This is a genomic window from Paenibacillus sp. J31R34 (assembly GCF_059383715.1).
The window spans coordinates 229,778-256,053 of the sequence record NZ_JBXENU010000007.1 but is presented as its reverse complement, the minus strand read 5'-3'; the positions used below and the strand labels follow the sequence as shown (position 1 = coordinate 256,053).

General features: G+C 48.8%; 23 protein-coding genes and 2 riboswitches. Of the genes, 15 read left to right on the top strand and 8 right to left on the bottom strand.

What is annotated here, in order from left to right:
• The first annotated feature begins 61 nt into the window (after window positions 1-61).
• The gene (gene uvrC / locus AC50YG_RS20440; RefSeq protein WP_494829124.1) at window positions 62-2,095 is read left to right on the top strand and encodes an excinuclease ABC subunit UvrC; all 2,034 of its coding nucleotides are present in this window, start codon (window positions 62-64) and stop codon (window positions 2,093-2,095) included.
• Here the strand turns inward: uvrC and AC50YG_RS20435 are convergent.
• A complete protein-coding gene (locus AC50YG_RS20435; RefSeq protein ID WP_494829122.1) occupies window positions 2,061-3,710 on the bottom strand; it encodes a CPBP family intramembrane glutamic endopeptidase in 1,650 nt (549 codons plus the stop codon). The genes uvrC and AC50YG_RS20435 overlap by 35 nt on opposite strands.
• A 335-nt stretch (window positions 3,711-4,045) precedes the next feature.
• On the opposite strand from AC50YG_RS20435, the gene AC50YG_RS20430 reads away from it, so the two are divergent.
• The gene (locus tag AC50YG_RS20430) at window positions 4,046-5,389 is read left to right on the top strand and encodes a TrkH family potassium uptake protein (protein ID WP_341281573.1); all 1,344 of its coding nucleotides are present in this window, start codon (window positions 4,046-4,048) and stop codon (window positions 5,387-5,389) included.
• Between the two features lie 17 nt (window positions 5,390-5,406).
• Entirely contained in the window at window positions 5,407-6,069 is a 663-nt protein-coding gene (locus AC50YG_RS20425) for a potassium channel family protein (RefSeq protein ID WP_341281574.1), read from the top strand.
• A gap of 65 nt (window positions 6,070-6,134) precedes the next feature.
• On the opposite strand, the gene AC50YG_RS20420 is transcribed toward AC50YG_RS20425, so the two are convergent.
• Complete coding sequence (locus tag AC50YG_RS20420) at window positions 6,135-7,025, bottom strand: LysR family transcriptional regulator (protein ID WP_494829119.1); 891 nt, start codon at window positions 7,023-7,025, stop codon at window positions 6,135-6,137.
• Between the two features lie 217 nt (window positions 7,026-7,242).
• Between AC50YG_RS20420 and AC50YG_RS20415 the strand changes: the two genes are divergently transcribed.
• Genes AC50YG_RS20415 through sdhB form a run of 3 tightly spaced genes read left to right on the top strand, consistent with a single transcriptional unit; the run spans window position 7,243 to window position 10,463 of the window.
• Window positions 7,243-7,914: a succinate dehydrogenase cytochrome b558 subunit gene (locus AC50YG_RS20415; protein ID WP_473762143.1), complete on the top strand. Its 672-nt coding sequence runs from the start codon at window positions 7,243-7,245 to the stop codon at window positions 7,912-7,914.
• A gap of 24 nt (window positions 7,915-7,938) precedes the next feature.
• Window positions 7,939-9,696, top strand: a complete 1,758-nt coding sequence (gene sdhA / locus AC50YG_RS20410; RefSeq protein WP_341281577.1) for a succinate dehydrogenase flavoprotein subunit — start codon at window positions 7,939-7,941, stop codon at window positions 9,694-9,696.
• 2 nt (window positions 9,697-9,698) lie between these two features.
• A complete protein-coding gene (gene sdhB / locus AC50YG_RS20405; RefSeq protein WP_341281578.1) occupies window positions 9,699-10,463 on the top strand; it encodes a succinate dehydrogenase iron-sulfur subunit in 765 nt (254 codons plus the stop codon).
• A gap of 304 nt (window positions 10,464-10,767) precedes the next feature.
• Here the strand turns inward: sdhB and AC50YG_RS20400 are convergent, their stop codons facing one another.
• The gene (locus AC50YG_RS20400; RefSeq protein ID WP_056040108.1) at window positions 10,768-11,076 is read right to left on the bottom strand and encodes a winged helix-turn-helix transcriptional regulator; all 309 of its coding nucleotides are present in this window, start codon (window positions 11,074-11,076) and stop codon (window positions 10,768-10,770) included.
• A 203-nt stretch (window positions 11,077-11,279) separates the two neighbouring features.
• Here AC50YG_RS20400 and AC50YG_RS20395 point away from each other — a divergent pair, with 203 nt between their 5' ends.
• Complete coding sequence (locus tag AC50YG_RS20395; RefSeq protein WP_494829115.1) at window positions 11,280-11,678, top strand: DoxX family protein; 399 nt, start codon at window positions 11,280-11,282, stop codon at window positions 11,676-11,678.
• 143 nt (window positions 11,679-11,821) lie between these two features.
• Here AC50YG_RS20395 and AC50YG_RS20390 read toward each other — a convergent pair whose 3' ends face one another.
• The 3 genes from AC50YG_RS20390 to AC50YG_RS20380 all read right to left on the bottom strand — a co-directional run bounded on the left by AC50YG_RS20390 (window position 11,822) and on the right by AC50YG_RS20380 (window position 14,698).
• Window positions 11,822-12,676: an EamA family transporter gene (locus tag AC50YG_RS20390; RefSeq protein WP_494829113.1), complete on the bottom strand. Its 855-nt coding sequence runs from the start codon at window positions 12,674-12,676 to the stop codon at window positions 11,822-11,824.
• 272 nt (window positions 12,677-12,948) lie between these two features.
• Entirely contained in the window at window positions 12,949-13,758 is an 810-nt protein-coding gene (locus AC50YG_RS20385; protein ID WP_494829111.1) for a histidinol-phosphatase, read from the bottom strand.
• A gap of 37 nt (window positions 13,759-13,795) precedes the next feature.
• Window positions 13,796-14,698, bottom strand: a complete 903-nt coding sequence (locus AC50YG_RS20380) for a LysR family transcriptional regulator (RefSeq protein ID WP_099516592.1) — start codon at window positions 14,696-14,698, stop codon at window positions 13,796-13,798.
• On the opposite strand from AC50YG_RS20380, the gene AC50YG_RS20375 reads away from it, so the two are divergent.
• Together AC50YG_RS20375 and AC50YG_RS20370 are read left to right on the top strand one after the other, a co-directional pair.
• On the top strand, window positions 14,684-14,851 hold the full coding sequence (locus AC50YG_RS20375; RefSeq protein WP_494829108.1) for a hypothetical protein: 168 nt from the start codon (window positions 14,684-14,686) through the stop codon (window positions 14,849-14,851). The genes AC50YG_RS20380 and AC50YG_RS20375 overlap by 15 nt on opposite strands.
• Before the next feature lie 96 nt (window positions 14,852-14,947).
• Window positions 14,948-16,201: an MFS transporter gene (locus tag AC50YG_RS20370; RefSeq protein ID WP_494829106.1), complete on the top strand. Its 1,254-nt coding sequence runs from the start codon at window positions 14,948-14,950 to the stop codon at window positions 16,199-16,201.
• 775 nt (window positions 16,202-16,976) lie between these two features.
• Here the strand turns inward: AC50YG_RS20370 and corA are convergent.
• Window positions 16,977-17,912: a magnesium/cobalt transporter CorA gene (gene corA / locus AC50YG_RS20365; protein WP_494829104.1), complete on the bottom strand. Its 936-nt coding sequence runs from the start codon at window positions 17,910-17,912 to the stop codon at window positions 16,977-16,979.
• Window positions 17,913-18,299: 387 nt separating this feature from the next.
• Window positions 18,300-18,406: riboswitch (SAM riboswitch) on the top strand.
• A gap of 101 nt (window positions 18,407-18,507) precedes the next feature.
• On the opposite strand from corA, the gene metA reads away from it, so the two are divergent.
• From metA to mqnC, 4 genes are all read left to right on the top strand, one after another.
• Window positions 18,508-19,425 (top strand): homoserine O-acetyltransferase MetA, encoded by a 918-nt coding sequence (metA, locus tag AC50YG_RS20360; RefSeq protein ID WP_473762127.1) that lies wholly within the window; start codon window positions 18,508-18,510, stop codon window positions 19,423-19,425.
• Between the two features lie 26 nt (window positions 19,426-19,451).
• Complete coding sequence (locus tag AC50YG_RS20355) at window positions 19,452-20,615, top strand: aminotransferase class I/II-fold pyridoxal phosphate-dependent enzyme (protein WP_494829102.1); 1,164 nt, start codon at window positions 19,452-19,454, stop codon at window positions 20,613-20,615.
• A gap of 4 nt (window positions 20,616-20,619) precedes the next feature.
• On the top strand, window positions 20,620-21,792 hold the full coding sequence (locus tag AC50YG_RS20350; protein WP_494829100.1) for a trans-sulfuration enzyme family protein: 1,173 nt from the start codon (window positions 20,620-20,622) through the stop codon (window positions 21,790-21,792).
• 194 nt (window positions 21,793-21,986) lie between these two features.
• Window positions 21,987-23,123, top strand: a complete 1,137-nt coding sequence (gene mqnC, locus AC50YG_RS20345; protein ID WP_341281588.1) for a cyclic dehypoxanthinyl futalosine synthase — start codon at window positions 21,987-21,989, stop codon at window positions 23,121-23,123.
• A gap of 128 nt (window positions 23,124-23,251) precedes the next feature.
• Here mqnC and AC50YG_RS20340 read toward each other — a convergent pair whose 3' ends face one another.
• Entirely contained in the window at window positions 23,252-24,076 is an 825-nt protein-coding gene (locus AC50YG_RS20340; protein WP_494829097.1) for a MerR family transcriptional regulator, read from the bottom strand.
• A 131-nt stretch (window positions 24,077-24,207) separates the two neighbouring features.
• Here AC50YG_RS20340 and AC50YG_RS20335 point away from each other — a divergent pair, with 131 nt between their 5' ends.
• Together AC50YG_RS20335 and AC50YG_RS20330 are read left to right on the top strand one after the other, a co-directional pair.
• The gene (locus AC50YG_RS20335; RefSeq protein ID WP_494829095.1) at window positions 24,208-25,707 is read left to right on the top strand and encodes an MFS transporter; all 1,500 of its coding nucleotides are present in this window, start codon (window positions 24,208-24,210) and stop codon (window positions 25,705-25,707) included.
• 58 nt (window positions 25,708-25,765) lie between these two features.
• Entirely contained in the window at window positions 25,766-25,921 is a 156-nt protein-coding gene (locus AC50YG_RS20330) for a hypothetical protein (protein ID WP_473762113.1), read from the top strand.
• A gap of 146 nt (window positions 25,922-26,067) precedes the next feature.
• A riboswitch (FMN riboswitch) is annotated at window positions 26,068-26,216 on the top strand.
• Window positions 26,217-26,276 lie beyond the last annotated feature (60 nt).

The following is a 26,276-nucleotide window of genomic DNA, read 5'->3' as shown; positions in this document are numbered from 1 at the left end:
CCGGCCCTAATCTATGTTACAATAAGGCATGGGAACAGATGTCCGTGAGGGAGGTTTGGAAATGAATCAGCATGAGGAGAAACAGGCGGTCAGCCCGGCTGAAGCGGCGGAGCTTATTCGTCACAAGCTGGCGCTGCTTCCGGACCAGCCCGGCTGCTATTTGATGAAGAATGGCGAAGGCACAATCATTTATGTCGGCAAAGCCAAAATTTTAAAAAATCGCGTCCGCTCGTATTTCAATGGCTCTCATAATGGGAAGACGCAGCGCCTCGTTGCGGAAATCCGTGATTTTGATTTTATATTGACGAAGAGCAACATGGAGGCGCTCATTCTCGAGTGTAATCTCATTAAGCAATATCACCCGCGCTATAACGTTTTGCTGAAGGATGACAAATCCTTTCCTTATATAAAAATTACGCATGAGCAGCATCCAAAACTCGAGGTAACCCGCAGGATGGCCAAGGATAAGGGGAAATACTTCGGCCCTTATCCGAATGCTTATGCAGCCCAGCAGACGAAGAAGCTGCTGGACCGGCTGTATCCGATGCGCAAATGCAAGACGCTGCCCGACAAGGTATGCCTGTATTATCACATGGGGCAATGCATTGCGCCTTGTGAATATGAGATTGAACCCGGCACCTATGAGGCGATGGTTCAGGAAATTACCCGTTTCCTGAATGGCGGCCATGATGTGGTGCGGACGGATTTGCAGCGTAAGATGGAGGCTTCCGCCGAGCAGCTGGAGTTTGAGCGGGCGAAGGAATACCGCGATCAGATTATTGCCATTGATGCGGTGATGGAGAAGCAGAAAATTACGATGTCGGACGCCTTAGACCGCGATATTTTCGGCTATGCCGTCGAGAAGGGCTGGATGTGCGTCCAGATCCTATATATGCGCCAAGGCAAGCTTATCGAGCGCCATGGCACGACCTTCCCTTATTATGGCGAAGAATACGATGATTTTATGACCTTTGTAACCCAATATTATAGTGAAAACCCTGCGCTGCCGAAGCAGATCTTGCTGCCACTTGCGCCGGAGCAAACAGAGCTTGCTTTGGCTGCGGGCAAGCCAGCAGTAGGAACGCAGGAGACGGCCGCAGCCTATCTTGAACAGGAGGCGGCGTCAAGCGCAAATGAGGCAGCAAGGGATATGGTTGATGCAGCGAGCTTAGTCATTGTAGTTGATGAGGATACGCAAGAGGAAGCTCAGCAGCCCAAAGAGAAGGAGCTGTCCGTTGCTGAGGAGGCCGCAGCTGCGCTGCACCACTGGCTGAAGGTCAAGGTGCTGCTGCCGCAGCGCGGACGCAAGAGCGAGGTCGTCTCGATGGCGACGGAGAACGCCAAGGTTACGCTTGCCGACAAGTTCCGGCTCATTGAGCGGGATGAGGAGCGCAGCGTCAAGGCGGCAGCAGGGCTTGCCGAATGGCTCGGCTTGCCGCAGGCGACCCGAATTGAGGCGTTTGACAACTCAAATATTCAAGGGACGAACCCGGTATCGGCAATGGTCGTATTCATTGACGGCAAGCCGGACCGCAAGGAATACCGCAAATACAAGGTCAAAACAGTTGTTGGGCCAGATGATTACGAGACGATGCGTGAGGTCATACGCAGACGCTATGAGCGGGTGCTGAAGGATCAGCTGGTAGCGCCGGATCTCATTGTCGTCGATGGCGGCAAGGGGCAAATTTCCGCAGCGATTGATGTGCTGCAAAATGAGCTGAACCTGTTTATTCCGGTATGCGGCCTCGTCAAGGATGCCAAGCACCGGACGGCCCAGCTCATGACCGGCGATCCCGCCGAAATTATTCCGCTGCCGCGTGACAGCCAAGAGTTTTATTTGCTGCAGCGCATACAAGACGAGGTTCACCGCTTCGCGATTACGTTCCACCGCGAGCAGCGCGGCAAGTCGATGGTCGTCTCACAGCTCGATGCCATTCCGGGCATAGGCGAGAAGCGGCGCAAGCTGCTGCTGAAGCATTTTGGCTCCATCAAAAAAATAAAAGAGGCCACGGTGGAAGATTTCCGGCCTCTTTCAATAGGAGATAAGCTTGCCGCACAAATTATTGCGGCACTGGGGGAGGAGGCGTCGCCGTAAGCTGCGGCGGCCTTCCTCCTTTTTTTCTATGCCATATCCTTATGATATAGGCAATGGGAACGGGCAGAACAGCGTAAAAAATCGCTGCCCCGATATTTAAAGCGCCGCCAACAGATATGAGCGAGAAGCCCATTAAGAGCGAATCAAATATCGCATGAACAAATATGGCGGTAATGAGGCTGTAGCGCAGAAAAATGTAGCTGAAGATCATCCCAATAATAATGAGTTCAATGAGCCTGGTGTAGAATGGGAAGATCGGATAGGCGACATGCCCGAGCGCCCACAATATAGTCGGGATCAAGGCAGCGACATAAATATTTTTGAACCATCTGCGGAACAAGGCAATGCCGAAAAACCGGTAAATGGCTTCCTCGGAAATCGCTGCGCACCAAGCCAGCATCGGCATGAGCCACAGCCATTTGATGTTATAGGGAGACTGGGTCGCATCGCTGGTGCTCCAACTGCCGATTGCCGATTCGAGCACCAGAAAAATGACCGATTGCACGCCCAGCAAAATCAGGGCAATCAAATAACCGAGTCCCATGCTGCGCCATACATGCTCGCCGTAGTTTTTTTCCCGGAAGCCTGGCCATACCGGACGTTTCCACGAGCGCCACATGCCGTCTCCGGCGACGAAGGAGAAATAGACGGCCGCGCCAACCGGAATCAGCAGAAGCGCAGTAAACCATGCCATGAAGCTCACCTGGCCATCGCTCATCACTTGTTCGCCCTGCTGGGCAATGATGCCGTCCATAATGCCTAGATTGTTAATAATATAAAAAACGGTGAAAATAAGGCTAATGACAATGCCGCGTTTGAATGTCGTATGACGGCGGTATAATATCGCATAAATAATAGCAAGCACCAGCGTGATGAAAGTCATGTAGGTGAGGCTAATCAACGATAAGACGTCGGCCGTATTTTTTTGCTGCTCAACAATGGCGACATAGTCTGAGGGTGGAACAAACGCGGGCTTATAAGTCGAAATAATGGTTTTGTCGCCATTCTGACTGAAGCCAAATCGCAGCTCAAGCTGAGAACTGCCTGCTGCATACCCTGTTGGATGAATGACGACCTGTCCAAGGGAGTTAACGGTAGCATCGTTCAAATCCTTGGCTTGAAAGCCCTGCGTAGTCGCAAAGCTGGCCGCTGCATCGAGAAGCTGCTTCTGCTCCTTAATGGTGTTCACGCCCGAGCCTGCTCCAATAAGATTCCATGCGACAACGCTGCCGCTTTGCATGTGGAGATAGACGAACGCGGTGCTGCCATTGTCAAGCGTAACTTGGGTTTGATAGGTGTCGAGCGGAAATTGCTGCATATATTTGGACGCATAATCCTCGTACAGCTTTTCCTTCATCAAATAGCCGGTTTCATCGCTATCGGTTTGATAAACAGCGTGAGCGTCCGTAACGTTAACGCCGAACTGCTTCTCGGCAAATTCCGTTGCTTTTTGCAGAGCTGCCTCATTGCCAATAACGTTGCCCTGTGATTCCGATGTGCCCGAATCTGGGCCGCCAAGCATGGGCATGATTTGCAAAAATATAAAAACGACAGCGCCAATGACAGCGGCCCATACAAATTTCTTCCACTCGCGTGGAGCAATAAATTCAATCATAACTCACCTCAATTTCAGTTTAATCAAAAAATATAGCATAGTGCTCTTAACATACCATATTAAACCATATCATCGCCAATCTAACAGCTTGGTCAACCTTTAGGCGGCTTGTCAACGTTGCCTGCATTCATAAAACAGAGAAATAACGATATCTGGCAAGCTATCGGGAGGCTGTCTCTCTTGCAGGGCTGTTTTTGAATGAAATCAGCTGTTTTTATTGCAAAAGGCTGTTTTATACCCGGTGTGCTTTAAGCTTATAATCGTTAAGTCATCTGTAATTGGAAGCTGCAAGGTGATACTTGAACAGAATAATAGGCATTATTAAGGTGGATGTAATGAACATTTCGTTTTTTTCCTTACTTAAATGGTCCCCGCCACGCATATTGGTCGTGGGCTTTGCGATTATTATTATGCTGGGGGCTCTGCTGCTATCCCTGCCTTTTGCCTCGGCCGACGGCAGCGGGCTGCGATTTCTGGATGCTTTTTTTACAGCTACCTCGGCAACTAGCGTGACGGGGCTTGTGGTCGTGGATTCCGGTACCTATTTCTCGGTCGCTGGACAGGTTATTATTATGCTGCTGATTCAGATCGGTGGGCTCGGCTTTATGACGATGGGCACGCTGTTCGCGCTTGTGCTGAAAAAGCGCATATCGCTGCGCGAGCGGCTCATTTTGCAAGAAGCCATGAATCAGGGGAGCATGGAGGGCATTATTCGGCTCATCCGCAAGGTCATTGTATACTCCTTGTCCTTTGAGCTCGTCGGTACGCTGCTATTCACACTGCGCTTCGCTTACGACATGCCGTTTGGCAAGGCGCTGTATTTCGGTGTGTTTCATGCCGTATCGCTGTTTAACAATGCAGGCTTTGATATTTTTGGCGACTACCGCAGCTTGACGCTGTATGTGGATGATCCGATTGTGAACTTGACTGCCATGCTGCTTATTATATCCGGGGGTCTCGGTTTTATCGTCATCTCGGATTTGCTGGAATTCCGCCGCCGCAAGGGGCTGTCGCTGCACAGCAAAGTGGTGCTGGTTATGACAGGATCGCTCATCGCAGTCGGAGCGGTCGTTATTTTCATATTTGAGTTTTCGAATATGAGGACGCTTGGCTCGCTGGACTGGGGCGGGAAAATTCTTTCTTCCTTCTTTCAGTCCGTCTCGCCGAGGACGGCGGGGGCTAATACGCTGAACTATGCCGATTTACGGCAGGCGACTTTATTTTTCACCATTATATTAATGTTTATTGGCGCATCTCCCGGCTCGACTGGGGGGGGGATCAAGACGACGACGTTTATGACGCTCATAGGGGCCGTTGTCGCGATGTTTCGGGGGAAAGAAGACATTGTACTGTTCCGCTTTCGCCTCGGCAAGGAGCGGGTACTCAAGGCGCTTACGATTACGATGCTGTCGCTGTCGCTTGTCGTAGTCGTTACGATGCTGTTATCCGCAACGGAGGATCAGCAGTTTATTAAAATTTTGTTTGAAGCAACTTCCGCCTTCGGGACGGTAGGACTGTCGATGGGCATAACGCCAGAGCTGAGCGATTTTGGGAAAATCATCATTTCCATTACGATGTTCGCTGGGCGTCTAGGCCCACTGACGCTAGCTTACGCGCTTAATCCGAAAGTTAGCAAGGAGCTTTATCGGTATCCAGAAGGCAAAATTACAATTGGATAGGGGAAACACGGATTCATATGAAAAAGAACCAGTTCGTCATAGTGGGGCTTGGGCGTTTCGGCTCAAGCCTTGGCAGAGAGTTGATTCAGCTAGGCTACGAGGTATTAGGCGTTGATAAGGATGAGGAGGTCGTGCAGGAGATGAGCGATGTGCTCACTTATACGGTTTCGGCCGACTGCACGGACGAGGAGACGCTGCGCTCGATTGGCGTGCGAAATTTTGACGTTGGCGTTGTAGCGATTGGCGATGATATTCAAGCGAGCATTTTGACGACGATTTTGCTCAAGGACTTAGGCGTTAAGACAGTGGTGGCAAAAGCGATGGACGAACTGCATGGACGAGTGCTGGAAAAAATCGGCGTGGATCGCGTTATTTATCCAGAGCGGGATATGGGCATTCGTGTCGCACATCAGCTGGTATCGCCGAATCTGCTTGATTACATCGAGCTGTCCAAGGATTATACAATTGCCGAGCTTGTCGTCACGGGAAAAATGCATGGCAAGACACTCAGCGATCTCGACCTGCGTGCCCGCTTCGGGTGCAGCATAGTAGCGATTAATAAGCCGAATGGCATTATTATTGCCCCGACGGCAACCGATGTGCTGTACGAGCGTGATGTCATGGTCGTTATCGGGACGAATGAGCAGATTGAGCAGTTTGAAGAGGCAGCAACAAGGTGACAATAAAGACAGCAGCGCATGCGGCTATTCGCATCGGCGCTGCTGTCTTCTTGCTACTCTGCTGCTCAAGACTTCGAGCGCGCGGCAAGCTCCTCGATCCACAGACGGACCGCTGGATGCAGCGCTGCCGGGTCGGCGTGAATGAGCGAGGTCGTGCGCTTCGTCTCCGCCAGCTCTCTGATCGGAATGACGGTGAGGTCGTTGTCAGCCAGCAGCTGTTCGCGCACATACGATTGGGGCAGCAGTGTCGCTGCTCGGCACGTGTGCTGAAGCCGGACGATGGCCTCGAAGGAGTCGATCTCCATGCGCACATCCGGCTGGAGATTGTATTTGGCAAACAGCTCGTCGGTCAGCATGCGGTACCAGGTTCCTTTGGAGAATAGCAGAATCGGCAAGCCGTTGAGGTCTTGAATGCCGAGCATGCCTTTATCGGTCACAACCATGCTTTTCGGCAGAACGAGCAGCAGATGATCCTCAAACAGCGGGACGCAGTGCAACTGGGCGTCTTCAATACGCGAGGCGACAATGCCGATATCCGCTTTTCCTTCCCTTACATAAGTAACGATCTCATGGGTTTTGCCCGTGACCGCCTTTATATCGAATTCAGGATGGCTGCTATTGAGCGCTTTAATAAAATCGGGCAGTGTCGTTTGCAGCGTCGTCAGGCTCGCGCCAATCGTAATGGAGGTTCGCCCTGCCGACTCATAATCGGCAACCTTCTGCAGGTACCGCCGGTGCAGTTGCCGAAGCTCCAGTGCGTATTCATAGGTCATCTGGCCGATAGGCGTCAGCTCCAGCCGCTTGCCGATCCGCCGGAACAGCTGCGTGCCGATATCCTGCTCTAGCTTGACAATTTTACGGGATAGGGCAGGCTGGGACAAATTGAGCAGCGCCGCAGCCTTGTTCATGCTGGACTGCTCGACGATGGCGGCAAACATATGCATTTCTTCAATCAATATAGCCAGCTCCTGTCTGCTTATGTCAAAATGTTATAACAAATTATAAAAAATAAGCAATTCCATTATAAGCTGAAAAGGAGTACGATGGGAAGTGTGACTAAACTGTGTCAACTTTTGTTGACGGAGAAAGAACCGAAGAGTAAAATGTAGATTGATTTGTAGACAAGCATTTTGAGGAAAGCGTAACCACAGTCTGGAAAGGAGACACAAAGGCATGAAAGGAAATTCCTATTTTTCCCGTAAGCTTCACTCGCTGCTTGGTATCATTCCGCTCGGAATGTTTATCGTTGTGCATGCGCTTACGAACTATCAATCGTTCGAGAGGGGGGCAGAGGGGTTCAGCAGCGGAGTAAAGCTCATTAACAGCTTGCCATTGCTGCCGATTGCTGAAATTTTCGGTATATATCTCCCGCTGCTTTTCCATGGCGTGTACGGCTTATATGTAGCCTATCAATCGGACAGCAACCTGGGGCGCTTCAAGTACGGCCGCAACTGGGCGTTTACAGCGCAGCGTATAACGGGTGTTATTACGTTTATCTTTGTGTTCTGGCACGTATACCAAACTCGGTTTCAGGTGTACATGGGCCATATCACACATGAAGAGCTAGGCTCCACGATGCACAATATTGCGACTAACCCGCTTTATTTTGTATTTTATGTGGTCGGAGTACTGGCAGCTACGTTCCACTTTGCTAATGGGCTTTGGGCATTTTTGATCAGCTGGGGCATCACAGTTGGGCCTCGTGCACAACGGATTTCATCCATCATATGCATGGGTGTTTTTGTAGTCGTAGCGGCATTGTTTATTCTTTCGCTAGTTGCCTTCCGCGGCGACGAATTCAAGGAAGCAGCCGATCTTGCATTGGCTTGGAATAATATCGGATAGTTTGAAGACAAGGAGTGAAGCGTGATGGCTAACAATAAAATAATCGTCGTAGGCGGCGGCCTTGCCGGTCTTATGGCTACGATAAAAGCAGCAGAAGCTGGCATGCACGTTGATCTGTTCTCGATCGTGCCGGTGAAGCGTTCCCATTCCGTCTGCGCACAGGGCGGCATTAATGGAGCGGTAAATACAAAGGGTGAAGGCGACTCGCCTTGGGAGCATTTTGACGATACGGTATACGGGGGAGACTTCCTCGCTAACCAGCCTCCTGTTAAAGCCATGTGTGAAGCAGCACCAGGCATTATCCACTTAATGGACCGGATGGGCGTTATGTTCAGCCGTACGCCGGAGGGCTTGCTCGATTTCCGCCGTTTCGGAGGCACACAGTATCACCGTACAGCATTTGCAGGTGCTACAACAGGACAGCAATTGTTATACGCTTTGGATGAGCAAGTTCGCCGCTGGGAAGCAGCCGGCCTCGTAACGAAATACGAGCACTGGGAGTTCCTTGGCGCCGTTCTGGATGATGAAGGCATTTGCCGCGGGGTATCTGCACAGGATTTGCGTTCGATGGAAGTGAAAACGTTCATAGGCGATGCGGTTATATTGGCATCGGGCGGCCCTGGCATTATTTTCGGCAAAACAACGAACTCGGTTATTAATACAGGTACAGCAGCAAGTGCGGTGTATCAGCAAGGCGTTAATTATGCGAACGGCGAATTTATTCAAATTCACCCAACCGCGATTCCGGGCGATGACAAGCTGCGCTTGATGTCCGAATCGGCTCGTGGCGAAGGCGGACGCGTATGGACTTACAAAGACGGCAAGCCTTGGTACTTCCTTGAGGAAAAATATCCGGCATACGGCAATCTTGTACCGCGTGATATTGCGACCCGTGAAATTTTCAGCGTCTGTGTCGATCAGAAGCTCGGCATCAATGGCGAAAACATGGTTTACCTTGATCTTTCCCATAAAGATCCGAAGGAGCTTGATGTTAAGCTCGGCGGCATCATCGAAATTTATGAGAAATTCATGGGCGATGATCCACGGAAGCTGCCAATGAAAATTTTCCCTGCAGTTCACTATTCGATGGGCGGCATGTGGGTGGATTACAACCAAATGACGAACATTCCTGGTTTGTTTGCAGCAGGCGAATGCGAGTATCAATACCATGGTGCGAACCGTCTCGGTGCGAACTCGCTGCTGTCGGCGATTTATGGCGGTATGGTCGCAGGACCGAAAGCGGTAGAGTACATTAAAGGCATGAAAAAAGCTTCCGCTGACGTGGCTTCCTCCGTATTCGACCGTGAGCAAAAACGCCAAACGGATAAATACGAAAGCATTCTTGCCATGAACGGTACAGAAAATGCTTACGTTCTGCACAAGGAGCTTGGCGAATGGATGACCAACAATATGACGGTTGTTCGTTTCAATGACAAGCTCGAAGCAACGATCAGCAAAATCAAAGAGCTTAAGCAGCGTTATAACAATATCAACATCAATGACTCGATGAAGTGGAATAACTCTAGCGTTGCCTTCACTCGTCAGCTGTGGAACATGATCGAGCTGTCCGAAGCTATGACCCTCGGTGCCCTGCTCCGTGACGAAAGCCGCGGCGCGCATTACAAGCCGGATTTCACAGAGCGCAATGACGAGAAGTTCATGAAGTCAACGATTGCGACTTGGACGAAGGAAGGTCCGCAAATTTCGTACGAGGACATCGATGTTTCCCTTATTACACCGCGTAAACGCGACTACACAGCGAACAAGAAGAAAGGAGAATAAAGATGGCTGATACGACTACTGCTACAAAAACCGTTAAATTCATCATTACCCGTCAGGATGGACCGGAGTCTGCGTCTTACAAAGAGGAATTTGAAATACCGTATCGCCCGAATATGAACGTTATCAGCGGACTTATGGAAATTCAGCGTAATCCGACGATGGCAGATGGCGGCAATACAGCTCCAGTATGCTGGGAATCCAACTGCTTGGAAGAAGTTTGCGGTGCCTGCTCCATGGTCATTAATGGCAAGCCGCGCCAAGCGTGCAGCGCACTGATCGATCAGTTGGAGCAGCCGGTACGTCTGGAGCCGATGCGCACTTTCCCGGTCGTCCGTGACCTTGTTATCAATCGCGAGCGCATGTTTAACGCCCTCAAACGCGTTAAGGCATGGATTCCGATCGATGGCACTTATGATCTTGGTCCTGGCCCGCGCCTGGCAGAATCGAAGCGCCAATGGGCTTACGAGCTGTCCAAGTGCATGACATGCGGCGTATGTCTTGAAGCTTGCCCGAACGTTAACGATCGCAATAGCTTTGTTGGCCCAGCGGCCATTTCTCAGGTTCGCTTGTTCAACGTTCATCCTACGGGAGAAATGAACAAGGAAGAGCGTCTGGAAGCATTGATGGAGGATGGCGGCATCGAGGGCTGCGGCAACTCGCAAAACTGTGTTCGTTCTTGTCCGAAAGGCATTCCGCTTACGACGTCGATTGCGGCAATCAACAAAGATACAACGAAGCATCTGTTCAAAAAATGGCTTGGATTTTAACTATAAGGTCTTCCACCTGAGCGGTGGAAGGCTTTTTTCTTTTTTCTTAAAATATAGGAAAGAATATGATTTTGCGATCCTTTTCTATATTTCTCGGACTGAAACGCGCCGCACCGCCAAAGGACGGAGACAGCCGTTTCACCTTGTATAATAATGATAATCAGTATCAATAATAAAAGAGATTATGCCGCTTGTCAATGTTCAGCCGTGAATACAATATAAACAGAGCAAAAAAGAACCGCTCTCACGGTTCTTTTTTGCTCTGTTTATGCATTTCCTACTAATAGCTCTTAAAGCTGGCTTGTTACAGCCACTCTTCGCCCCACTTTTGAATCGATTCAATGACAGGCTCTAAATGATGGCCTTTGTCACTTAATTCGTATTCAATGCGAACAGGCATCTCTGGATACACCGTTCGTTTAATAATGGAAAGTTGTTCAAGTTCCTTCATCCGGTCGGTAAGCATCTTGTCGCTCATATCCGGAATTTGCTCCTTGATCTCCTTGAACCTCTTTGGTCCAGCTAGTAGCACCCGAATGATGAGACCGGTCCATTTCTTGCCTAAAATTTCGGCCGCTGCTTCATACTTTGGGCACATTGTTGAATAATCCAACCTGATCACCCCGTTTCTTCTTAACCCATTATAACATATCTACTTTGGAAAAGTAAGTGCATATAAACACCATATCGACATTTAACTTTATTTTAAATATTTACTTTACAAAAGTTAGTTTATATATTAAGATAGGTTCATGAAACGCAGCGAGCAAGTGATGCAGCTGCGAAACCAAACAAAAGACGAAGGGTGAGGTTAAAATGTTGGACACAGGATTATTGATTATTCGGGTAGTATTGGGTTTGTTGATGGTTGGTCATGGGGCGCAGAAGCTGTTTGGCTGGTTCGGTGGTTACGGATTGAAGGGCACGGGAGGCTGGCTGGATTCAATTGGTGTTAAACCGGGTGTACTGATGGCACTGGCAGCAGGGCTAAGCGAAGTGGTAGGCGGCTTGCTGTTTGCTGCAGGCTTGTGGACATGGCTTGGCGCGGTGCTGTTAATCATCCCAATGATTATGGCGATCGTGAAGGTACATGGCGCTAACGGCCTGTGGTCGACGCAGAACGGCTACGAATATAATCTGGTGCTGCTTGCTGTATTTGTCGGTATTGCTTTGACCGGTGCAGGAGAGCTGTCAATCGACGCTTTGCTTAAATAAGGGAATTAGAGGTTTTGTATCGCAAGGTGAAACGGCCGAAAGCCGTCTTTTGGCGGCGTAGCGCGTTTCAGACCGAGAAATATAGAGAAAGGATGGCGAAATCATAAACTTTCCTCTATTTAAAAAAAGCCTGCTGCCAGCCGCTATAAGCGGATGACAACAAGCCCAATCATCATGCATGCGAATGCCGCCCACTGGGCGGCATTTAGTTTTTCCTTGTAAATCAGGATGGCGCCTGCAGCGACCACAAGGCTGTTCGTCGCAAAGATCGGCGCGGCTAGATTAGCGGGCCCTGTCGCCAGCGCGGTTGCATAAAGCTGGAGGCCAGCGTAGGAGAAAAGGCCAGCGAGCAGTCCGTAAAGCAAGCCGGTCCGATAGGCAGATTTGCGGGTGCTGCCTTTTTTATCTTTGCTTAGCAAGGCGAACCATAGAAAGGACAGCAAATAGCCCACGAATAAAATCGGCGCGCTGGAAAATCCCCATTCCTCCGTTACCTTCAGCCCGCCATTGCGAAAGGTAAAGAAGATGACGGCGGCGAAAGCGTAGTAAAACCATTGTGTCTGGGCAGGGATGGCTTGTACCTGTTTTTTATAAGAAATGAGCACAACGGACAGCAGCAGCAGTAAAATGCCGCTAGCTTGCGCGAGCTGGAGCGGTTCCTTATAGACAAGTGTGCCCAATGCAACGACAAGCACGATGTTCATATTCGTCAGTGGAGAGGTCAGGCTTGCCGGACCATAGTCCAGCGCCTTCATAAAGACCGCGTTGCCGATGGCCGAGCCTGCTCCAATGATCGCACCTGCAATCCAGATCCGGTAATCGGCTAACGAAGCGAGCGAGCCCTCAAACGCGGCATGAATGCCAAACCCAGCTGTGCCTGAGGCGTAAAGCCCAAGCAGCAGCGCTGAGGTTGCGCCGCTGCTCATCTGGCTTCTTTTCATCCACCAGCCGGCTAATCCGAATAAAATGGCGCTAGAGATGGCAACGGTTAGCCACATGATGTTCAACTCCCTGATTGTTTACGGTAAGGCTGAATTTGTTACACAAATGAAATGATTCTGTTATACCCCTATTACAATACTCGGTTATTATAATAAACAAGACCCCCTTTTAATATATCGAATTCGGACCTGCACTCGGTGCAGGTCCACTTTTTTTGTCCAGATGTTCGTAGGCAGCTTGCCGCTGGCGCATTCTACATAAAAAAGAGACTGCTCTGCTGATAATCATCAAAGCAGCATCATTTTACGGGATTCATTAAGCAGACGGCCTATAGCGGTACGATGATCTGCTTGCGCTGGCGGTAGAAGACCCATTTTTTAAAGCCAATTTCCTTAAGGCGTTTGCTGACGCGATCCCAATCGTCGCCAACCCTTGCTGGAACGTGGGCATCGGAGCCGAAGGTCACATTGACGCCGAAATGATGGGCACGCTCCAAAATGTCATCGGATGGATACCAGCCGCCTACATATTTTGTGCTGCCCGAGGTATTAATTTCAATCGACACATCGTTTTCCGCAATAATGCGAAGCGTATCATCGATTTCGGCATCGGCTTTAATGTCGGAGAAAGCAGGGTAATAGCCTTTCATTGCATCAATATGCCCCAGCACATTGAACATGCCGCTGCGTGCCGATTGGCTGATCAGGTCATAATAACGGCGCTTTTCCTCAAATTGCTGCTTCTCGGTCAGCCCTTTCCAGCGATTGCGATTAAAAATGCTCACTCCGCTTACCTGATGGACGGATCCGATAATGTAGTCGAACGGTACGCCTTCATAGGCGTCGCGATAAGCGGGAAGACGTTCAGGGAAAAAGTCAGATTCCATACCGAGCAGCACCTCAATACGTCCCTCATATTTTGCCTTAAGCTCAAGTACTTCCTTTATGTAGTTGTCAAATTCGGATTGGGCCATGGCGATGCCAGGAAAAGGGCGGTCGTCCTTATGGCCGAAATAAGGCGAATGATCAGAAATGCCAATGGCCTGCAAACCTGCGTCCAATGCGGCAGTAATGTAGTCTTCAATCGTTCCGTCGGCGTGGCCGCAACGCTCGTGGTGGGTGTGCAGATCAAATTTCATTGCTGTTTCCTCCTTGAGTTGAAAATGCGCTGGCAGCTTATTCGCTGCTTATGAATTGATGCTCCGGCATGCCCTTGAGATCGCTTAAAAACTGCTGCATCGCCGTGTTTAAATATCTGCCGGACTTGTAGACGACGCCGACCGGATGGCTGATTTCAAGCTCATTCACTTTAATCATCTTGAGCGAGCCCCGCCGCAGCTCCTCGGCAATGGACAGCTTGGAGACGACAGCGGCGCCGAGATTAATTTCAACCATGCGCTTCACCTCTTCGCTGCTCGAAAGCTCCATCATAATATTCGGCTGAATATTGTACTGGCGAAAAATCTTGTCTACGAAGCGCCGTCCCAGTGTGTCAGGTGCAAGCATGATCATAGGAATATCCTTGAGTGCCTCTACGGTAGTATGCTTCAAATCGCTCAGGGGATGCTCCGGAGATACAACAAGCTCAAACGTATCGTAATAAAGAGTGGACGAGTGCAGGTTTGGATTTTTCTCGAATAAGTAAGAAATACCAATGTCAATGGTGCCATTTTCGACGCTGGCGGTCACCTGCGAGGATGGCATCGTATGAATCGTTGTTTTGATCAGCGGAAACTGGTCTTGAAAGTAGGATAATACCCGCGGCAAAATTTGAATCGCAATGGAAGAAGTCGTCCCTAGCAAAATATGGCCTTGAGGCGTCGTGTTGAGGTCTGAAAGCTTAGCCTTAAGCTCTTCGACAATAAGCAAAATTTTCTCGGCATGCTCTAGAAAAACTTGTCCATGGTCGGTGAGGGTCACAGGCTGATTGCGGTCAATCAGAACCGTCTTGAATTCCTCTTCAAGCGTTTTGACTTGTGCGGATACAGCAGGCTGGGTCAAATTAAGCAGCTCACCCGCCTTGCGGAAGCTCATCGTTTTGGAAATGGTGAGGAGTGTTTCAAGTTGGCTAATATTCACTACAATCCCCCTCCAGGTTTAGTGAAGCGATTACACGCTTATAAAAATCGGCTTACAGGCGCAATTGCCTTTCATCGTGATAGCGTTGCTTACTATTATAAAGCAAATCAGGCAAGACGGCAAAAAGCAGTAGAAGCTTTACGTATTATTTAAAGAGGATATAGGGTGGTGTTGTCGAAGTGTGTTGGACGAAGGTACTTATTTGAGGAGGCGTTACGACTGGACAGGAAAGCAATAAGAGGCTGGCTTATGTACGACTGGGCCAATTCGGCGTTTGCGACGACGATGATGGCGACTGTGATGCCCATATTTTATTCGGGTGTGGCAGCGTCTAATCTGTCGGGGACGAAGGCGGAAGCCTATTGGGGATACACTCAAAGCATTGCGATGCTGTTCGTAGCGGTGCTGTCGCCGATATTGGGAGCGGTAGCCGATTACATGGGCTCTAAAATCAAATTTCTGACGATGTTTATGCTTATGGGAGCCGCATCCTGTGCCGCAATGGCGTTTGTTGGTGAAGGGGACTGGCTGCTGGCTTCTATCCTGCTTATTATAGGAACGATGGGCTTTGCTGGAGGCAACACTTTCTATGATGCGCTGCTGGCGGATGGCGTGCCGATGGAGCGCAGGGATGTCGTGAGCGCGCAGGGCTACGCTTATGGCTATATAGGCGGTGGGCTGCTGCTGCTCGTTAATATTTTGATGATTCAAAATTTCGAGCTGCTCGGATTCCCTACGAAAACCTTTGCGACCCAAATGGTGTTTATAACGGTAGGCATCTGGTGGTTTGTGTTCTCGCTGCCGCTGCTGCGTTCGGTGAAGGAGCCTGTGAAAAATGTTAAAGTTGGCTTTGGCACCGCCCTTGGCAAAGGCTTCACGCGATTGCGCGGAACGCTGCGAACAGTTAAGCGATATCCGGAGCTGCTGAAATATATGGCTTCGTTTTTATTTTTCAACGATGGCATTAATACGGTTGTTTTGATGGCAACCATATATGGCCAGGGAATCGGCATTAATACGGATGATATGATTACGGCGCTGCTCATTACGCAGTTTGTCGGTTTCCCATGTACGATTGTATTCGGCAGACTTGCAGCGCGTTTTGGTTCGAAAAGGCTGTTATATGTGTCGTTATGGTTCTATGTCGTTATTGTCATTTTAGGTTATTTTATGACGTCATCGCTGCATTTTTATTTGCTCGCGATTATGGTTGGCGTCGTGCAGGGAGGCAGCCAGGCGATTTCGCGCTCGATTTATTCGGGTATGGTGCCGCCGTCCAGATCGGGTGAATTTTTTGGCTTTCTCTCGCTTTCCAGTAAGTTTTCCTCCGTTGTAGGACCGCTGCTGTTTTCGGTAGTCGCGACGGTTTCAGGCTCTACCCGTATCGCTATCCTCTCGCTTATAGGATTATTCGTCATCGGCATTGTGCTGCTCATGTTCGTCAATTTGACGAAGGGCAGAGCAGAGGCACTGGCAGGGGATGACGCTGTGAATCCAGTGTAGGAAGCTCATAAGTGCTGAAACCTTCTAAGGTGAAAAAAGAATGCCCGGCGGCTCTCCTGTTACTAGGAAAGAGTGGCGGGGCATTTTGCTTTTTTGTAGATAGGGTGCTCTTCTTTCCAATGCCAAACCAATGATCAGGGACTACAAAAGTTAGAACCTCTGCCCTGCTGCATGGGGTGATTGGCTTGCTAATTGAAGTTGTGTTCCCATATACAGGCTTAGCCATATACGGAATGGCTGCGGCTCTCGCATATGGCTGTATAGACAGGCTGTTATGGATCAGGATGTCGAAGAACAAATCGACAAAGGCATTTTTGCTCATTCCAATACTGCTGTTCGGTCTATATGGGGGATATTTTTATGTGAATACGTCTTTGCTGCCGACATATACAGCGCCTGACGTCTCTACTTCTGCGACTTCAGCTTCCTAAGCTTATACGACCAAGATGGAACTGGCTCTGAGGCTAAATCTGAAGCTAAATCTGAAGCCTAAGTCCAAATCGTTTTTCTGAATAACCGGCACAAAAGCAAATAAAAGCTTTTAAGCCGTAAAAAAAGTAGAAGCCTGATGGAAAAGGCGAGCGGAGTAAAAGGTTTGAGATGGAGGAGCGCAGCGTTCGCCTTTGCATCTGCATTTTTACCGCAGCGCGGTATCATTCAGAAAAATGCAGAGGCAACAGCGACCGGAATCCAAACCTTTTGCGCAGCGACGAATCTTTTCCATCAGGCTTCTACGACAAGGTCTTAATAGCATTTATTTGGTTGTGCCCTACGGTCACAACCATTCCTTTTTGCGGAAAATAAAAAACATCCCAAAGCCCAGCACAAGCATAATGCCGAGCAAAATATACGAACCGCCTCGCATATGCAGGCCGGGTATAAAGTCGAAGTTCATCCCATAAATACCGGTTATGAAGGTCAGCGGCATGAATATCGTCGTCATTGCTGTAAACACGCGCATAATTTCATTGGCGCGAGCCGATAAACTGGACTGGTAAGCTTCTCGCAAGTTGCCCATCAGCTCGCGGAACGTATCAAATGTCTCGGCGATTTTGACGGCATTTTCATAAATATCGCTGAAATATTTTTGCAGCTGATCATCAATCAGCTTGAGATCGCGTTTGTTCAGCGTAGCGATAACGTCCTTCTGCGGGCCAAGCACCTTCTTGAGCCACAAAATTTCACCGCGTAAACCGATTATTTCGTTCAGATGCGATTTTTTCGTATGCATTAATATATCTTCTTCAAGCGTTTCGATCCGCGTATCAATTCGATCGGCTACGAGGAAGTAGTTATCGACGACAATATCGACGAGATTGTATAAAAAATAATCGGGGCGGCTGACTTCCTGCTCCCACAGGACAGGCTTCAGGGAACGCAGCTCATTAATTTTTTGCTTCGTAACGGTAATAATATAATGGCGGCCGAGAAAAATGTTCAGCGCGCGCAGGAAAATCTCCTCATCATCAAAGCGAATGCTGTTAATAACAATAAAATAATGGCTTTCATAAATTTCAATCTTAGGGCGCTGCTCCTCCTCGGTAAGGCAATCCTCTACCGCGAGGTCATGCATGTGGAAAAGCGGCTGCAATACAGCCAAATCCTCCACATCGGCATCAATCCAATAGAAGCCCTCCGGCGATGGAATGAGTGTATCAGCAATATCTTCAATAGGGGTAAACAAGCCGTTGTTGACCAGACGGATTTTCATCTGTGCATCTCCTCTCTGAAATGGACAGGAAGCCGCCTTCGCCGCTTGCACAGAGCACTGTTAATTATAGAAAAACAGGGCGCAATACGCAGTGGCTGGGCAGCCGCCATATTCGGTTGTGTTCAGGCCTTGGTCGGTCGCCTTCCATGTCCGTATGCACTCCTTTATCATGTGAATTTTTGGATGAAAAACACCCGTTTTTTCGCTTAGCGTTTCAATCCTTGTCTAGTATACTCCCGCAGCAGCTTTACATTCAAGCGAAAAAACCGTAAATGATGCCGAAAGATCAGCCTTCGATAGTATATGCAGTCCACAGGGTTGACGCGCCTGCCTGAATCCATTAAAGTATGCTTATAAGCAGCAATTCCATAATTGAATAGAACTACTTTCTTATCAAGAGCAGGCGGAGGGACTAGCCCGATGAAGCCCGGCAACCGGCGTAAGCACGGTGCTAATTCTTGCGGAGACATTTCGATGTTTCTGAGAGATGAGAGAGGCGAACGCTTATTTTTTGAGCAAACGACCTTTTCTCTCGACAGAAAGGGTCTTTTTATATTTGGGAATGCTGATAATCTCATCAAAGGAGTGATTCTGCATGCCAATTAAAGTTCCCGATCATTTGCCAGCCAAAGAAATATTAAATAGTGAGAACATTTTCGTCATGGACGAAAGCGTTGCTTATCATCAGGACATTCGTCCGCTGCGTATCGCGATTTTGAACTTAATGCCTGAGAAAGAAACGACGGAGACCCAGTTGCTTCGCTTGATCGGCAACACGCCGCTGCAGGTGGAGGTTGTGCTGCTTCGTCCGAAGACGCATACGTCGAAAAATACGTCGTACGAGCATCTGCATGCTTTTTACAAAACGTTTGACGAAATTGCCCATGAATTTTACGATGGCTTAATAATTACAGGTGCTCCTGTAGAGCATCTGGATTTTGAGAACGTGAATTATTGGGAGGAACTGAAGGACATTATGGATTGGAGCGCACGGCGCGTCACCTCGACCTTCCATATATGTTGGGCCTCGCAGGCAGGACTTTACCATCATTATGGTGTTCCCAAATATGAATTGGATGATAAAATTTTCGGCGTGTTCCACCATACGATTGAGAAGCAGAACGTCAAGCTGCTTCGCGGCTTCGATGAAGCGTTCCTCGTGCCGCAATCCCGTCATACGGAAGTGCGTCGCGAAGATATTGAGAAGGTTGATCATCTGGAAATTTTGTCGGAATCGGCCGAATCGGGCGTTTACATTGTCGCTTCCAAGGATGGCCGTCAAATTTTCGTCAGCGGGCATTCGGAATACGATCCATTCTCATTGAAAAACGAGTATGACCGCGACAAGGCGAAAGGGCTCGACATTGCATTGCCGAAAAACTATTTCCCGGGTGATAACCCGGAAGCAGTGCCGTACTCCTCGTGGAGGGCGCATGCTAATCTGCTATTCTCGAATTGGCTCAACTATTACGTGTACCAGCAGACGCCATTTGATTTGGGAGCAAACATCTAACTATATAATAGAAGGAGCAATAGCCCATGTTGAAAATCGAAAGTGAATTAGCGCAAATTGGTTCGCAAAAGGATACGGAAACCGGTGCCGTAAGCTTCCCCGTTTATCAGGCAACGGCTTTCCGCCATCCGAAGCTCGGACAAAGCACAGGATTTGACTACGCTCGTACAAAAAGCCCTACCCGCGCCGTATTGGAAGAGGCGGCTGCCAAGCTTGAGTCTGGCGATGCTGGCTTCGCCTGCAGCTCTGGCATGGCGGCTTTGCAAACGGTATTCGGCCTGTTTCACCAAGGTGACCATTTAATCGTGTCGCTTGATCTGTATGGCGGCACGTATCGCCTGCTGGAGCGGATTATGTCGAGATATGGGGTTACAGCGTCCTACGTGGATACGAACGATATTGATGCGATGAGCGAGCTGTGTACACCGAATACGAAGGCGGTACTGATCGAGACGCCAACCAATCCGCTAATGATGATTACCGACATCGAGAGTGTCGCTTCATGGGCGAAGTCCAAAGGGCTGCTGACGATTGTAGACAATACACTGCTGACGCCGTTTTTCCAGCGTCCAATTGAGCTGGGGGCAGATGTCGTTGTCCACAGTGCGACTAAATATTTGGGCGGTCACAATGATGTGCTCGCTGGCCTTATTGTGACGAAGGGACAAGAGCTGTCGCAGGAGATGGCGTTTTTGCATAACTCCATTGGAGCGGTACTTGGGCCGCAGGATTCATGGCTGTTAATGCGCGGCATGAAAACATTGGCGCTGCGGATGGAGCGTCATGAGTATAATGCAACAAAAATTGCGGGCTACTTGCTTGAGCATCCTTCTATTGAAGAGGTTTATTATCCAGCCTTGCCGCATCATCCAGGGCATGTTGTGCAGAACCGCCAATCGTCGGGCAATACCGGCATTTTCTCCTTCCGCGTGAAGGATGCCCGCTACATTGAACCGATTCTGCGCCATATTCAGTTGATTGCTTTCGCTGAAAGCTTGGGCGGCGTTGAGTCACTGATGACCTATCCGGCCGTGCAGACGCATGCTGATATTCCAGAAGAAATTCGCCGTGCAGTCGGCGTTGATGATAAATTGCTTCGCTTCTCCGTTGGCATTGAGCATGCGGATGACCTGATTGCCGATTTGGAGCAGGCACTTGCCGCAGCTAAGCAAGAGATTGGGGAGGTATAGCAGCATGAGCGACAGACATAACAAAGAGGAATACGCCAAGCGTCATTTTGCAACGAAATTGCTTCATTTCGAAGGATCTTTTGATGAGCAGACGGGTGCATCCAGCACGCCGGTTTTTCAGGCATCTACGTTCCATCAAAGCGATTTGTCTCAAAATCCGCCTTACGATTACAGCCGCTCCGGCAATCCGACAAGGCAGGCGCTGGAGGACCAAATCGCGCTGCTGGAGGGCGGTACGCGGGGCTTTGCCTTTGCATCCGGCATGGCGGCCATTTCAACGACGTTCCTGCTGCTGTCGGCGGGCGACCATGTTATTGTGACTGAGGATGTGTATGGAGGTACATACCGCCTGCTGACGACGGTGCTTAATCGTCTTGGCATGGAGACGACGTTCGTTGATATGACGGATTTTGAAGCCGTTAAAGCTGCATATAAAGAGAATACGAAGGCGGTATTTATCGAGACGCCTTCCAACCCGACGCTGAAAATCACCAATATTTCGCAGGTGGCTTCGTGGGCGAAGGAGCATAATCTGCTGACGATTTTGGACAATACGTTTATGACGCCTTATTATCAGCGTCCACTTGAGCTTGGTGTAGACATTGTTGTGCACAGCGCGACCAAGTTTCTGAGCGGTCACAGCGACGTGCTCGCTGGTCTTGCTGTCACGGCGGATGAAGAGCTGGGACGCAGGCTGTATCAGCTGCAGAATGGACTCGGCGCCGTGCTGAGCGCCCATGAATGCTGGCTGCTTATGCGCGGCATTAAGACGCTGCAAGCGCGTATGGAGCATAGCGAGCGCAGCGCGCGCAAGCTGGCGGAGTGGCTGAATGAACATCCGGAAGTGACGAAGGTTTATTATCCTGGCCTTACGGATCATCCGGGCCGTGAGGTGCATGAGCAGCAATGCTCCGCCTATGGCGCGGTGGTATCCTTTGACGTGGGCAGCGGAGAACGGGCGAAGGCGATGCTTGGCCGCGTGAAGATCCCGCTTGTAGCGGTCAGCCTTGGCGGCGTAGAGAGCATCCTATCGTATCCAGCGATGATGTCGCATGCAGCAATGCCGAAGGAAGTACGACATGAACGAGGTATTACAGATGGACTCGTACGCTATTCGGTAGGCCTTGAGCATATTGAAGATTTACTAGCAGATTTGGATCAGGCTTTGCGCGGCTAACGGCTGCGTAAAGTGGAGGAAAAGACGGCTGTCATTACTGACAAGCCGTGTTTTTCCTTTTTAGCGGCTGTATTGGCTGTAAACGAAAGATGACGAATTAGAGCTTAGTATGATAAAATTAGCCTATACTTAATTAGTTTGTGAAAAAAAGCGCAACATCAAAACTACAGCGATAGATAAGGAGGTCTTGCGTAATGGCAACGTTGGACCAGATATTGGATAAGGCCCTGCGGGGTGAGCGAATAAGCTTGGAAGAATGTATTATTATGTTCGAATCCGACGAGATTGAGAAAATGGGTAAAGTTGCAAATGAAATTATGCTGCGCAAGCATCCCGAGCCTATAACGACATTCGTTGTGGGAAGAAACGTCAACTACACGAATGTGTGCGACGTTTATTGCAGGTTCTGTGCCTTTTACCGTGCCCCGGGCTCCAAAGAGGGTTATGTGCTCGATAACGAGACGATTATGAATAAAATTCAAGAAACGATTGACGTGAATGGCACGGAAATTTTGATGCAGGGCGGAACGAATCCAGATTTGCCTTTTACTTATTACACGGACTTGCTGAAGGAAATCAAGCAGCGCTTCCCAGACATTACGATGCACTCCTTCTCGCCAGCGGAAATTCAGAAGATGAAGGAAGTTTCGGAAGGCCTGTCGCTGGATGAGGTTGTTCGTCAGCTGCATGAAGCGGGACTGGATTCGCTGCCGGGCGGCGGCGCGGAAATTCTTGATGATCGTACTCGCCGTAAAATTAGCCGTAAGAAGGGCTCCTATACGGACTGGATCGACGTTATGAAATCTGCTCATCGTCATGGCATGAATACGACAGCCACGATGGTATATGGATTTGGAGAAACGATGGAGGAGCGCGCCTTGCACCTGCTGCGCATTCGTGACGTTCAAGATGAGTGTAAAGCGAATGGCTACGACTCCGAAGGGTTTACGGCCTTCATTTCCTGGCCGTTCCAGCCAGACAACACGAGGATGCCGATGGAGAAAGCGAAGCCGGAGGAGTATTTGAAAATTGTGGCAGTCAGCCGTATTTTCCTCGACAATATTGACAACCTGCAATCGTCATGGGTAACGATGGGGCCTGATATGGGTAAACTTTCGCTGGCCTATGGCTGCAACGACTTCGGGAGTACGATGATTGAAGAAAATGTGGTGTCCGCTGCGGGCACGACGCACAAGGTCAACATAGAGCTGATTTTGCAGCTCATTCGTGAAGCGGGCAAGGTTCCGGCGCAGCGCAATACGCGCTATGAAATTTTGCGGATGTACAATGAAAGCGACAAGGCTGAGCAGGATTTTGTAATGCAAAATTAGGTTTTAGCGATCCACTAATTCGGAACTGTTTTCGATCATTAAAGGTAATAACGTTTGTCTCATATTTTATCCGTTAAGGGATAGATATGAGACAAGCGTTTTTTGTTAGTGCCTCTAAAAGCAGCATTTCACACTTTAGACACCTCGACCGATAGTTGTATAATATAGTCGTTCGGATTTTTTACCGAAATGTAGCTGAGCATCTCAACCGCGTACGCTTTTCCGCATAGGGCCAATCCGTTACTTTCCATATATGTTTTTATGATAGCGTACGTTTCAGACATCGTTTCATAAGAGCCTCGATGATTCATGACAACATAGATACCTTTAGGCTTGGTAAGCATTCTCTCCCCTAGTATGGGAGCTTTTAGCTTATTGGCAATGAAATCCCCGTAATAATCGCCTGATTCAAAATGATCCTTACATAAAATGGTCCAGATAGGAAACTCGTTTTCAATCAAATGATTTTCGCAGTAGGTTCGATGTTCATTTAATTTGTGAGCAAACTCCTTGTCACCATCGCCCTGTTCCAGTTGAGTGGCAATGAAATATTCCTCGTCACATTCCGCTATGAACGGACCATCTTGAAGCGTTCCCGCAGCTTGCTCCGACATTTCAATGGCGCCTTTCAAAAGTCTTTGCATTCGTTGTATTCTAATCTGTTCCATCTCTAGGTCATGCAGCTTTTGTTTGAGCAGTTCTATGAGCAGTGGGTTGTTCTGATTCTGAATAAACCCTTTAATTTCATGCAGGGAGCTCCCCGCTTTTTTCAATACATTAATAATATCCAGTACGTAGCATTGCTGAATGGAGTAATAACGATAACCTTTTGAGTTTATAAATTCTGGTTTCAAAAGTCCGATCTCATCATAATGAAACAGGGTATGTTTGGTAACCCCGCAAGTCTTGGCAAATTCACTGGTCGTAAAATATAGGCTGCGGCTGTCGGACATCGTTCATTCCTCCGTTACAAGCTATCAAAAATAATCAACCCTATTGTAGCCTATCAATTAAAGCTTGACTATAGGGTAACCCGATACTTTAAAGTTTGAAACAAGTTAACTTGCATACCTGGAGGAGTAACATGTCTAAATTCAAACGTTGGTTGGTTCTGGTTATCGTATCAAGCGCACTTTTACTTATTGTGATGGATATGACCATCCTGTATACGGCATTGCCCAGCTTAACCCACGATCTCGGTGCGTCAGCATCGGAAAAATTGTGGATATTGAATGGCTACTCGCTCGTCATGGCGGGCCTGCTTCCAGCAATGGGAACGCTCGGAGACCGATGGGGTCATAAAAAAATCTTCTCCCTCGGCTTGCTCGTCTTTACGGCAGCGTCACTGCTTGCCGCTTTTTCTCCCAATCCTTATGTGCTAGTGGCGGGACGGGTTCTGCTTGCCGTCGGTGCATCTATGATGATGCCGGCCACATTGTCCATCATAAGAATCACCTTTACAAATGGACGCGAGTTAGGATTGGCGATTGGCATTTGGGGCTCTGTTGCTTCTGGAGGAGCAGGTCTCGGTCCCATCGTAGGCGGTCTGCTTCTGGAGCATTTTTGGTGGGGATCGGTGTTTTTAATTAATCTTCCGATCGCCATTGTTGCGCTCGTATTGACACTGATCTATGTGCCAAATCATCCGGGCAATAAAGAAAAGAAGTGGGATTTAATTAGTTCGATTCAGATCATGATTGCGATGGTGGCAATCATCTATTCCATTAAAGAGTTTGCTAGGCGTGAAGGGTCGCTTACTTTTGCTGTTATAGGAGCTGTTATTGGCATTATGGCTTTAATCATCTTTATTCGTAGGCAAAATAGCAGCGAAAATCCACTTATTGATCTTTCGTTATTTAAAATAAATGGTTTTTCGGCTGCATTTATCACGGCTTTGGCAGGCACATTTGCACAGATGGGGGTTCAGTATATTGTGACTCAGCGTCTTCAATTAGTGGAAGGCCTAAGTCCACTCCTAGCAGGGCTGTATACGATAAGCATACCGTTAGCAGCGCTCATTGCGGGTCCGCTGACTGGAGCGATCCTGCATCGCTATGATGTGATCCGTATTAAAAGCGCAGCCCTTCTGCTTGCGGCTCTGGGAATGGGTGTGTATCTGATGCAATTCGATTCGGGCATTGCTGGGCAGATACTTGGACTCGCTCTCCTTGGTGCAGGCTTAGGAGCAGGGATGACAGCAGCATCGCATTCAATTATGAGCTATGCTCCCCCTGAGAATGCGGGGATGGCGGCATCCATTGAGGAAGTAGCCTATGAGATGGGGGGAGCGTCAGGCATTGCGATCATCGGAAGTATGTCAGGCCTTGTATACACCTTGGCTATGAAAATTCCTGCCGGACTCCAGGTTCCGGGTAATGTGAAAGACAGCCTGGATGAAGCGCTTCTGGCTGCAGAAGGATTGCCCGCACAGGCTGCCGAGGCGTTAAAAGAAGCAGGTCGTGCGGCTTTTGATCAGTCCTTTTTCGCGATTATTGCGGGGGTAACCGTATTTTTGGTGGCAGCCTCGATCATCGTTGGTTTGACGGGAGCTCGTTCAAAGAAAAGAAGCGCCGCCCAGTCTTAATCGAGTTAAATAGCCAAGTAAGTAAGGTTAACATTTTCCGTAAGGGGATGGTTTGTAAATGATTCATCAATTGATAGTGATTGCATGCATGGTAGCCGGGATCACCTATTTCATTCTCGCAGGGAGAAACATCATTAAAGAAGACAGCATTCAGCATGATTTGCTGCTTGAAAAGTTAAAGCAAAAGGAAGAGATACGGCTGAAGGTTAGCTAGAAGATTGGTTAGAAATTTGGCTGAGGAATAGATAAAATCCAAGAAAATAGATCGGAAAAATAAAATATTATTCCAAATGCCAATTTTCCACACAAATAGACTATTCAAACTGTAATCTTCTGTGTTACAATACGATTTAATCGAATATGAATCTTCAGGGCAGGGTGCAATTCCCTACCGGCGGTAAGGATGCGTTCGGAGCATCCAGAGCCCGCGACTCCTGGCTGCTTGCAGCCGGGACTGATCTGGTGAGAATCCAGAGCCGACGGTATAGTCCGGACGGGAGAAGATCAGAACCAGCTTGTTAAATGACAATCATTTAACAGGTTTGTTGATGATGCCCTTGTCAGATTGC

Bases quoted from the DNA above. Each gene is read 5' to 3' on its own strand.
- uvrC (WP_494829124.1), top strand. From the start codon at position 62: ATGAATCAGCATGAGGAGAAACAGGCGGTCAGCCCGGCTGAAGCGGCG.
- AC50YG_RS20430 (WP_341281573.1), top strand. From the start codon at position 4,046: ATGAACATTTCGTTTTTTTCCTTACTTAAATGGTCCCCGCCACGCATA.
- corA (WP_494829104.1), bottom strand. From the start codon at position 17,912: ATGAAAATCCGTCTGGTCAACAACGGCTTGTTTACCCCTATTGAAGAT.
- metA (WP_473762127.1), top strand. From the start codon at position 18,508: ATGCCAATTAAAGTTCCCGATCATTTGCCAGCCAAAGAAATATTAAAT.
- mqnC (WP_341281588.1), top strand. From the start codon at position 21,987: ATGGCAACGTTGGACCAGATATTGGATAAGGCCCTGCGGGGTGAGCGA.
- AC50YG_RS20395 (WP_494829115.1), top strand. From the start codon at position 11,280: ATGTTGGACACAGGATTATTGATTATTCGGGTAGTATTGGGTTTGTTG.
- AC50YG_RS20350 (WP_494829100.1), top strand. From the start codon at position 20,620: ATGAGCGACAGACATAACAAAGAGGAATACGCCAAGCGTCATTTTGCA.
- AC50YG_RS20425 (WP_341281574.1), top strand. From the start codon at position 5,407: ATGAAAAAGAACCAGTTCGTCATAGTGGGGCTTGGGCGTTTCGGCTCA.
- AC50YG_RS20390 (WP_494829113.1), bottom strand. From the start codon at position 12,676: ATGTGGCTAACCGTTGCCATCTCTAGCGCCATTTTATTCGGATTAGCC.
- AC50YG_RS20370 (WP_494829106.1), top strand. From the start codon at position 14,948: ATGTACGACTGGGCCAATTCGGCGTTTGCGACGACGATGATGGCGACT.
- AC50YG_RS20330 (WP_473762113.1), top strand. From the start codon at position 25,766: ATGATTCATCAATTGATAGTGATTGCATGCATGGTAGCCGGGATCACC.
- AC50YG_RS20355 (WP_494829102.1), top strand. From the start codon at position 19,452: ATGTTGAAAATCGAAAGTGAATTAGCGCAAATTGGTTCGCAAAAGGAT.
- AC50YG_RS20335 (WP_494829095.1), top strand. From the start codon at position 24,208: ATGTCTAAATTCAAACGTTGGTTGGTTCTGGTTATCGTATCAAGCGCA.
- sdhB (WP_341281578.1), top strand. From the start codon at position 9,699: ATGGCTGATACGACTACTGCTACAAAAACCGTTAAATTCATCATTACC.
- AC50YG_RS20385 (WP_494829111.1), bottom strand. From the start codon at position 13,758: ATGAAATTTGATCTGCACACCCACCACGAGCGTTGCGGCCACGCCGAC.
- sdhA (WP_341281577.1), top strand. From the start codon at position 7,939: ATGGCTAACAATAAAATAATCGTCGTAGGCGGCGGCCTTGCCGGTCTT.
- AC50YG_RS20435 (WP_494829122.1), bottom strand. From the start codon at position 3,710: ATGATTGAATTTATTGCTCCACGCGAGTGGAAGAAATTTGTATGGGCC.
- AC50YG_RS20415 (WP_473762143.1), top strand. From the start codon at position 7,243: ATGAAAGGAAATTCCTATTTTTCCCGTAAGCTTCACTCGCTGCTTGGT.
- AC50YG_RS20340 (WP_494829097.1), bottom strand. From the start codon at position 24,076: ATGTCCGACAGCCGCAGCCTATATTTTACGACCAGTGAATTTGCCAAG.